The 9,772-nt window shown below is 69.7% G+C and carries 4 protein-coding genes, 1 tRNA gene and 1 rRNA gene; 1 reads left to right on the plus strand and 5 read right to left on the minus strand.

What is annotated here, in order from left to right; all coding sequences use genetic code 11:
• Positions 1-54 precede the first annotated feature (54 nt).
• Positions 55-5,565 (minus strand): HAMP domain-containing protein, encoded by a 5,511-nt coding sequence (locus MTF69_RS07785; protein WP_243331882.1) that lies wholly within the window; start codon positions 5,563-5,565, stop codon positions 55-57.
• Positions 5,566-5,866: 301 nt separating this feature from the next.
• On the opposite strand from MTF69_RS07785, the gene MTF69_RS07790 reads away from it, so the two are divergent.
• Positions 5,867-8,389, plus strand: coding sequence for a SpoIIE family protein phosphatase (locus tag MTF69_RS07790; protein WP_243331883.1), 2,523 nt, complete (start codon positions 5,867-5,869; stop codon positions 8,387-8,389).
• Positions 8,390-8,409: 20 nt separating this feature from the next.
• On the opposite strand, the gene MTF69_RS07795 is transcribed toward MTF69_RS07790, so the two are convergent.
• The 4 genes from MTF69_RS07795 to rrf form a co-directional block, all read right to left on the minus strand.
• Complete coding sequence (locus MTF69_RS07795; RefSeq protein ID WP_243331885.1) at positions 8,410-8,619, minus strand: hypothetical protein; 210 nt, start codon at positions 8,617-8,619, stop codon at positions 8,410-8,412.
• A 95-nt stretch (positions 8,620-8,714) separates the two neighbouring features.
• Positions 8,715-9,353, minus strand: a complete 639-nt coding sequence (locus MTF69_RS07800; protein ID WP_243331887.1) for a hypothetical protein — start codon at positions 9,351-9,353, stop codon at positions 8,715-8,717.
• Positions 9,354-9,455: 102 nt separating this feature from the next.
• Positions 9,456-9,531: transfer RNA gene (locus tag MTF69_RS07805), tRNA-Thr, on the minus strand.
• A 5-nt stretch (positions 9,532-9,536) separates the two neighbouring features.
• A 5S ribosomal RNA gene (gene rrf / locus MTF69_RS07810) occupies positions 9,537-9,654 on the minus strand.
• Positions 9,655-9,772: the final 118 nt, after the last annotated feature.

Here is a 9,772-nt window from a genome sequence, read left to right on the forward strand (position 1 = left end):
AAACGTGGTGGAAGGGCAGAAGGTTCCCTCGGGAGTTCCCCTCCGCCCGCCCGGTCACGCCCCGGCCCCGCGCATGTGCCCTTCCATGACCGACAGTAGGTAGTCGGGCTCGACCGGCTTGGTCACGTAGTCCGAGGCACCGGACTCGATCGCCTTCTCCCGGTCCCCCTTCATCGCCTTCGCCGTCAGCGCGATGATCGGCAGCCCCTCGAACTGGGGCATCCGCCGGATCGCCGAGGTCGTCGCGTACCCGTCCATCTCCGGCATCATGATGTCCATCAGCACGAGCGCCACGTCGTCGTGCTGCTCCAGGACCTCGATGCCCTCCCGGCCGTTCTCCGCGTACAGCACCGCCAGCCCGTGCTGCTCCAGCACGCTGGTCAGCGCGAAGACGTTGCGCACGTCGTCGTCCACGATCAGCACCCGCTCGCCGTGGAAGTCGTACGTCCGCGGCGCCGAGGGCAGCGGCTCCTCGACGGCCCAGGCGTCCGCGTCGCCCTGTCCGGGCACCTCCGCCCGCAGCGGCGGCTCGGCCATCGCCTTGCGGCGCCGCCGGAACAGCGCGGAGGACCCCTGCCCGACCGGTTCCCCGGCCCGCGGCAGCGCCATCGGCCCCACGGGCGCTACGGGGCCCTGCGCCACCGGCGCCGCCGGCAGTTCGGTCCGCGCCTCCTCGGCCACCGGGCGGCGGTACAGCTCCCCGCGCGCCCCGCCGGGCGTCGGCGGCGCGTACCCCTGCGGGGGCAGCTCGCTCGGGTGCAGCGGCAGGTACAGGGTGAAGGTCGACCCGCGGCCGGGCTCGCTCGCCGCGTGGATCTCCCCGCCCAGCAGCCGGGCGATCTCCCGGCTGATGGACAGCCCGAGACCGGTGCCGCCGTACTTGCGGCTGGTGGTCCCGTCGGCCTGCTTGAACGCCTCGAAGATCACCAGCATCTTGCTCGCGGCGATCCCGATCCCGGTGTCGGTCACCGAGAAGGCGATCAGGTCGGCGTCGGCCTCCCGCAGCGAACCGGCCTCCAGGAGCTGCTCGCGGATCGCGACGGGCACATCGGCCCCGGCGGGCCGGATCACCAGCTCCACCGCCCCGGTGTCGGTGAACTTCACCGCGTTCGACAGCAGGTTGCGCAGCACCTGGAGCAGCCGCTGCTCGTCGGTGTGCAGCGTCGCAGGGAGCTCCGGGGAGACCCGTACCGAGAAGTCGAGCCCCTTCTCCGCGGTCAGCGGCCTGAAGGTGGCCTCCACGTAGTCGACGAGCTGGACCAGCGCGATCCGGGTCGGGGAGACGTCCATCTTCCCGGCCTCGACCTTCGACAGGTCGAGGATGTCGTTGATCAGCTGGAGCAGGTCGGAGCCGGCGCCGTGAATCGTCTCGGCGAACTCGACCTGCTTGGGCGAGAGGTTCTCGTCCGCGTTGTCGGCGAGCAGCTTCGCCAGGATCAGCAGGGAGTTGAGCGGGGTCCGCAGCTCGTGGGACATGTTCGCCAGGAACTCGCTCTTGTACCGCATCGAGACCGCGAGCTGCTCGGCACGCTCCTCCAGGACTTGGCGGGCCTCCTCGATCTCGGTGTTCTTCACCTCGATGTCCCGGTTCTGCTGGGCCAGCAGCTCGGCCTTCTCCTCCAACTCGGCGTTGGCGGCCTGGAGGGCCTTCTGCCGGTTCTCCAGCTCGTCGGAGCGCTCGCGCAGCTGCTCGGTCATCTCCTGCGACTGCTTGAGCAGCATCTCCGTCTTGGAGTTGACGGAGATGGTGTTGACGCTCGTACCGATCATCTCGGCGATCTGGCTGAGGAAGTCCTTCTGGATCTGCGTGAAGGGCTGGAAGGAGGCCAGCTCGATGACGCCGAGCACCTTCCCCTCGAAGAGCACCGGCAGCACGATCACGTGCGCGGGCGGGGCCTCGCCGAGCCCGGAGGAGATCTTCAGGTAGCCGGGCGGGGTGTTCTCGATGAGCACCATCCGCTTCTCCTCGGCGACCATCCCGATCAGTCCCTCCCCCGGCCGGAAGGAGATGGGCATCTGGCCGCCGGCGTACGCGTAACTCCCGCGCATCCGCAGCTCGTACGAACCCTCCGCGCCCCCGTCCGTCCCGATCTCGGTGGTCCCGCCGGCCGGCAGCGCCAGGAAGAACGCGCCGTGCTGCGCCGAAACCACCGGGGTCAGCTCGCTCATGATCAGCGAGGCCACGTCGTCCAGCTCGCGGCGGCCCTGCATCAGGGCGGAGATGCGGGCGAGGTTGCCCTTGAGCCAGTCCTGCTCCTTGTTGGCCAGGGTGGTGTCGCGCAGGTTGGCGATCATCGTGTTGAGGTTGTCCTGGAGGACCTGGATCTCGCCCGCCGCGTCCACGTCGATCTTCAGGTTGAGGTCGCCCCGCGTCACCGCGGTGGCGACGGCCGCGATGGCGCGCACCTGCCGGGTGAGGTTCCCGGCCATCTCGTTCACGGACTCGGTCAGGTCCCGCCAGGTGCCGTCCACGTCGCGGACCCGGGCCTGGCCGCCGAGGATGCCCTCCGTACCCACCTCGCGGGCCACCCGGGTCACCTGGTCGGCGAAGGAGGAGAGCTGGTCGACCATCGTGTTGATCGTGGTCTTGAGCTCCAGGATCTCCCCGCGCGCATCGATGTCGATCTTCTTGGTCATGTCGCCCTTGGCGATGGCGGTCGTGACCATGGCGATCTGCCGCACCTGGCCGGTGAGGTTGGAGGCCATGAAGTTCACCGAGTCGGTGAGGTCCTTCCACGTCCCGGAGACCCCGGGGACGTGTGCCTGACCGCCGAGGCGGCCCTCCGTACCCACCTCGCGGGCCACGCGCGTGACCTCGTCGGCGAAGGAGGACAGGGTCTTGACCATCGTGTTCACGGTGTCGGCGAGCTGCGCGACCTCGCCACGGGCCTCGACGGTGACCTTCTTCGTCAGGTCGCCGTTGGCCACCGCCGTCGATACCTGGGCGATCCCGCGCACCTGGGCGGTCAGATTGCCGGCCATGGTGTTGACGTTGTCGCTGAGGTCCTTCCAGATGCCGGTGACCCCGCGCACCCGGGCCTGGCCGCCGAGGATGCCCTCGGTACCCACCTCCCGGGCCACCCGCGTCACCTGCTCGGCGAAGGACGACAGCTGGTCCACCATCGTGTTCACGGTGGTGACCAGTTCGAGGATCTCGCCCTTCGCGTCGACCGTGATCTTCTTGGAGAGATCGCCCATGGCGACCGCCGTGGTCACCTCCGCGATGTTGCGCACCTGGGAGGTCAGGTTGTTCGCCATGAAGTTGACGGACTGGGTGAGGTCCTTCCAGGTGCCGGAGACGCCCTTCACCTCGGCCTGGCCGCCCAGGATGCCCTCGGTACCCACCTCCCGGGCCACCCGCGTCACCTGCTCCGCGAAGTTCGAGAGCTGGTCCACCATCGTGTTGAGGGTGTTCTTCAGCTCCAGGATCTCGCCCCGGGCGTCGACCTCGATCTTCTGCGACAGGTCACCGCGCGCCACCGCGGTGGCGACCTGCGCGATGTTGCGCACCTGGGACGTCAGGTTCCCGGCCATGCCGTTCACGGAGTCCGTCAGGTCGCGCCACACACCGGCCACACCGGGCACCTGCGCCTGACCGCCGAGCCGGCCCTCCGTACCCACGTCCCGGGCCACCCGGGTCACCTGCTCGGCGAAGGCCGAGAGCTGGTCGACCATGGTGTTGATGGTGTTCTTGAGCTCCAGGATCTCGCCGCGCGCGTCCACGTCGATCTTCTGGGAGAGGTCGCCGCGGGCCACGGCCGTGGTCACCTGGGCGATCTGGCGCACCTGGGAGGTCAGGTTCCCGGCCATGAAGTTGACGGAGTCGGTGAGTTCCTTCCAGGTGCCGGACACCCCCTCGACCCGTGCCTGGCCGCCGAGCCGGCCCTCCGTGCCCACGTCCCGCGCCATCCGCGTGACCTGGTCGGCGAAGGAGGACAGCTGGTCCACCATCGTGTTCACGGTGTTCTTCAGCTGGAGCATCTCGCCGGAGACGTCGACCGTGACCTTCTGCGACAGGTCGCCGTTGGCCACCGCCGTCGTCACCTGGGCGATGTTGCGGACCTGCCCGGTGAGGTTGCGGAAGGCGGTGTTCACCGAGTCGGTGAGGTCCTTCCACGTCCCGGCCGCGCCCGGCACCTGCGCCTGCCCGCCCAGTTCGCCTTCGACGCCGACCTCACGGGCCACCCGCGTCACTTCGGCACCGAAGGACTGGAGCTGGTCCACCATCGTGTTGACGGTGTTCTTCAGCTCCAGCATCTCGCCGGCCACGTTCACGGTGACCTTCTGCGACAGGTCGCCGTTGGCCACCGCCGTCGTCACCTGGGCGATGTCGCGCACCTGCGTGGTGAGGTTGCGGAAGACCGTGTTCACCGAGTCCGTGAGGTCCTTCCACGTCCCGGCCGCGCCCGGCACCTGCGCCTGCCCGCCGAGCAGGCCCTTCGCCCCGACCTCGCTGGCCACGCGCGTGACCTCGTCCGCGAAGGTACGTAGCGTCTCGGTCATCTGGTTGATCGTTTCGGCCAGCTGCGCGACCTCGCCGCGCGCGCTGACCCGGACCTTCTGCGACAGGTCGCCGTTGGCCACCGCCGTGGTCACCTGCGCGATACCGCGCACCTGGGCCGTCAGGTTGCCCGCCATCGTATTGACGGAGTCGGTCAGGTCCTTCCACACGCCCGCGACCCCGGGCACCTTCGCCTGGCCGCCGAGCTCACCCTCCGTACCCACCTCGCGGGCCACGCGGGTCACCTCGGAGGAGAACGAGGAGAGCTGGTCCACCATCGTGTTCACGGTGTTCTTCAGCTGCAGCATCTCGCCGGCCACGTGCACCGTGACCTTGCGCGACAGATCGCCCTTGGCCACCGCCGTCGTCACGAGAGCGATGTCACGCACCTGGGCGGTGAGCCGGTACGCCATCGTGTTGACGGAGTCGGTCAGATCCTTCCAGGATCCGGACATTCCGCGCACTTGCGCCTGGCCGCCGAGCTTGCCCTCGGTGCCCACCTCGAGCGCCACCCGCGTCACCTCGTCGGTGAACGCGGAGAGCTGGTCGACCAGGTTGTTGACCGTCCGCCCGACCTTCAGGAACTCCCCGCGCAGCGGGTGCCCGGCACCCTCCGCGGCCTGGGTCCGCAGGTCCATGCGCTGGTCGAGATCACCCTCGGCGACCGCAGACAGCACCCGGCCCACCTCGGACACCGGCCGGGCCAGATCGTCCACCAGCTGGTTCGAGGCGTCGATCGCGGCCGCCCAGGAGCCCTCGCAGGCACCCGTTTCCAGCCGTTCGCTCAGCTTGCCCTCGCGGCCCACCATCCGCCGCACCCGGGACAGCTCCCCGGTCAGGTGGAGATTGCGGTCGGCGACCTCGTTGTAGACGGCGGCGATCTCCGCCATCACCCCGTCGCCGGACACCGTCAGGCGCTTGCGGAAGTTCCCGTCCCGCATCGACACCAGAGCCGTGAGCAGCCTGTTCAGGGCCGCGGTATCGACTTCCGTCGTCACGCCCCGCCGGGAGCGTCCTCCCTTCGGGCGCGTTCCCGTACGCCGCGCCGCCGCGCCAGCCTCCACCGTGTCCCTCCCGAAAGGGTCGACCACTGTTCCACCGGGCATCTTGTTCATCAGACCGCGTCCACTTACGCCGTGCCCATGTACGCCGTGCCCACTAACGCCGTGCCCACTAACGCCGTGCCCACTTAACTACCCGACTCCAAGCCTGCCCAGTGTTTCACCCCGGCCCAACCCGGCCATAACACTCCGGCACCATCGCACACCGGCCGCACCCTGTGGGTGGATTCCCCGACGACGGCACCATGGCGACCGTGAAGGTAAGTAACCTGGGATCCGTTGTCCACCGCGTCGAAGGAGACTTGTGATCACGGCACGGGCGGCTGCCAGTTTCGATCCACAGGGGCGTTCGGTCGCTGCTGCCCGCGCATTCGTCCGCGACACCCTCCAGGGCTGGGGATTCGCGGACATCGTCGACGACGCGGTGGTCCTCACCAGCGAGCTCGTCACCAACGCCGTGGTCCACGCCGGCACCCGCGCCGAAGTCCTGTGCCTGCGCACCGAGGACGGCGTACGGGTCGAGGTGGCCGACCGCTACCCCGAGCGCGAGCTCCCGCTCCGGCACCCCGGCGAGCGCCCCTACGCCGATCCCGACCGCGAGAACGGCCGCGGGCTCATGCTCTGCGCCGCCCTCGCCACCCGCTGGGGCGTCGAGTACACGGCCACGCACAAGCACGTGTGGTTCCGGCTCGACATGCCGGACCGTCCGGTCGGTACCCGCTCCGCGGGACCCGTCGTCCCCGACCAGCTCCTGCCCCTGGCCGACAGCCGCGTCCGCGTCGCCGTCCTCCAGATCGACTCGGCCGGCACCGTCTCCGCCTGGAACGAGGACGCCGAGATCATCTTCGGCCACCTCGCCTCGAAGGCGGTCGGCCGCCCGCTCGCCGAGCTCGCCGCCTGGCCGCAGACCCCCGGCACCGGTACCGGCATCGCCGAGGCCCTGCGCCTCTCCCGCTGGGAGGGCAGCTACGGCATCCGAGGCGCCGACGGCCGCGTCATCCCGATCTACGCCTCCCACCTGCGGGTCCGCGATGCCCACGGCGAGCCCTCCATCGTCTGCCTGCTCGTGCACGACGACGAGCGCGCCCTGCTGCAGAGCCCCGCACGGGTCCCCATGGACGGCGGCCACCTGACCGAGACCCGCCCCACGGACCCCTTCGAGATCTTCATCGGCTCTCCGGCCCCCGACGACCTCGACGGCCTCCTCCAGCGCACCGTGGAACGCGCCCGCGACCTCCTCGACGCCGACTCCGCCTTCCTCCTCCTCGCCACCGACGACGAGACCGAGCTCGAGGTCCGCGCCACCACCGGTCTGCCCTCCACCCGCCAGCGCTTCGCCCGCGTCCCCGTCGAAGCCGGCACCAACCGGTACGGCAGCGCCCGCATGCCCGCCGTCCACGAGGACCTCATCGTCGTCCCCGGCGCGGTACCCCTCCTGGAAGCCACCGGCATGCGCTCCGCCATCACCGTCCCCCTCAAGGTCGAGGGCCGCCTCACCGGCTCCCTCGGCGTCGCCGCCGAGATCCCCGGCCGGTACTCCAACGACGACGCCCTGCGCCTGCAGTTCGCCGCGGACCGCATCGCCCTCGCCGTGGAATCGGCCCGCCTCGGCGAGCTCGAACGACTGCGCCGCGGCTCCCTCTCCTTCCTCGTCGAGGCCTCCGACCTGCTCGCCGGCACCCTGGACCGGGACCAGACCCTGGCCCTCATGGCCCAGATGACCGTCCCCACCCTCGCCACCTGGTGCGCCGTCTACACCATCGCCGACCAGGCCTCCGACCCGTTCCTCTCGTACGTCCTGCACGAGGACGAGGAACGCATCGACGGCCTCAAGGCCCTGCTCTCCCAGGTCAGCCCGCCCGAGCCGGTCCGCGAGGCCGGCGCCCGCCCCTGGCAGGCCACCACGATCGCGGTCGGCGGCGAGACCGTGGTCCTCCCGCTCCTCGCCCGCAACCGCGTGATCGGCATGCTGACCCTCGGCAAGCCCTCCGAGGAGCACTTCCGGCAGGAGATCCTCGAACTCGCCGAGGACCTCTCCCGCCGCGCCGCCCTCGCCCTGGACAACGCCCGCCTGTACTCCGAGCGCACCGCCATCAGCCGCTCCCTCCAGCGCAGCCTGCTGCCGCCCGGCTCCCCCACCATCCCCGGCATCGAGGTCGAGGTCATCTACCGCGCCGCCGGCGAGGGCAACGAGGTGGGCGGCGACTTCTACGACGTCTTCCCGATCCGCCCCGGCGTCTACGGGTTCGCCATCGGCGACGTCTGCGGTACGGGCCCGGAGGCGGCCGCGGTCACCGGCCTGGCCCGCCACGCCCTGCGCCTGCTGGCCCGCGAGGGCCTCGGCGGCCCGGCCGTCCTGGAGCGCCTCAACGCGGCGATCCTCGACGAGGGCGACCGCAGCCGCTTCCTCACCCTCCTCTACGGCGAGCTGCACCCGCAGCCCGACGGCGGCGCCCACATGAAGGTCGTCTGCGCGGGCCACCCCCTGCCGCTGCGCCTGCGGCCGAACGGCGTGGTGACCCCCGCCGCCGACCCGCAGCCCCTCCTCGGCGTCCTCGACGACCTGGACCTCTACGAGCAGACCCTCACCCTGGACCCGGGCGACGTCCTCCTGTGCGTCACGGACGGCGTCACCGAACGCCGCGAGGGCACCCGCATGCTCGGCGACGACGGCCTCACCGAGGTCCTCACCACCTGTACGGGCCTCACTGCCGGCGCCGTCGCCTCCCGCGTCCTGCGCGCGGTGGAACGCTTCGCCGCCGAACCTGCCTCCGACGACATGGCCATCCTGGCCTTCCGCATCCCCCGGCAGCGCGACGGCGACTGAGCACCGTCGCGCCACACCGCTTACCGGCGGGGCCCCGCGACCAGGATCATGAAGGACGGGGCTGCCATTTCCCCGGTCCAGGGCGTCCTGCTGCCCGTATCGACGACCGCCTCGCGGCCGGTGGTGGACCGGGAAGGAGACGTGGACGGAGGCGGGGACGGGGAGGCGCCGTCGGCAGCCAAGGCCGTCCTGAGCGTACGGGCGAGGTGTCGGATCCGTTCGGTACTCATGGTTCCTCCCGTGGATCGAGGGCTGGGAACTCCTGCTGCTCCCATTGCGCCCCGAACCCCGCCCCTGGTCACGACCCGAAGATTCGGGGCTTGACTCAGACGTCGTCCCTGCGCGTCAGCCCGATCCCCAGCACGTCCCGGACGTACAGCTCGAGGAACTCGGGCAGCCAGGGGTCCGTGGCCATCCGGTCGAAAACCCTCACCACCCGCTCGTCCGGCTCATCGGTCAGCAGGACGATCCGCCAGGTATTGAGCGGCTGCCCATCGGTACCCGCGACCCCGTGCTGTACGTGGAACAGCGGCTGGCGGTCGTCCGCGTGCAGGGGGCGCCCCCGCACATCGGAGAAGGTCTCCCGGCCGAGGAAGGTCACCACCTGCCGGTCATGGTTCAGGTGCGTCTCTTCGAGCACGAGTCCGTACTCACCCGGCTGCAGCCACAGCCGCTGCCGCGACTGCCTGACGAACTCGTTCCCCAGCTCCGCACCCTCCCGGCCAGGCACCCAGGCGGAGACAGAGCCCTCCTCGACGACGTTCGGAATGAAGGCACCCGGATTGCCGGCCTTGCGTACTTCCATGTCCCAGACCGCCGCCCGGTCCAGGGCCACCGGCGCTCCGGTGACGTACCGCTCCCCCAGGATCCGGTTCACGTCCACGTCCGGCAGAACCGCCCGGGTATACCTCTGGTCGGCCCAGGCCTGTTCGAACTCGGCCTCGGCCGGAGTCTGATCCGACATCACGCGTTCCTCCCCATGAAGCACATCCTCAAGATCAACCCGAAGAATACTAATGGGGAAACACAAAAAGGCCCCCACCAAATGGTGGGGGCCTTCTCGTTTTGGAGCCCTTTAACGGAATCGAACCGTTGACCTTCTCCTTACCATGGAGACGCTCTACCGACTGAGCTAAAAGGGCGGGTTGTTCGGCGGCGTCCTACTCTCCCACAGGGTCCCCCCTGCAGTACCATCGGCGCTGAAAGGCTTAGCTTCCGGGTTCGGAATGTAAACCGGGCGTTTCCCTAACGCTATGACCACCGAAACACTATGAAGTTAACCAACCGGATACGACACAGTTCGTTACTTCAGAACTAACACAGTGGACGCGAGCAACTGAGGACAAGCCCTCGGCCTATTAGTACCAGTCAGCTCCACCCGTT

The organism is Streptomyces sp. AP-93, assembly GCF_022808175.1.
GTDB lineage: Bacteria > Actinomycetota > Actinomycetes > Streptomycetales > Streptomycetaceae > Streptomyces.

Bases quoted from the DNA above. Each gene is read 5' to 3' on its own strand.
- MTF69_RS07800 (WP_243331887.1), bottom strand. From the start codon at position 9,353: ATGTCGGATCAGACTCCGGCCGAGGCCGAGTTCGAACAGGCCTGGGCC.
- MTF69_RS07795 (WP_243331885.1), bottom strand. From the start codon at position 8,619: ATGAGTACCGAACGGATCCGACACCTCGCCCGTACGCTCAGGACGGCC.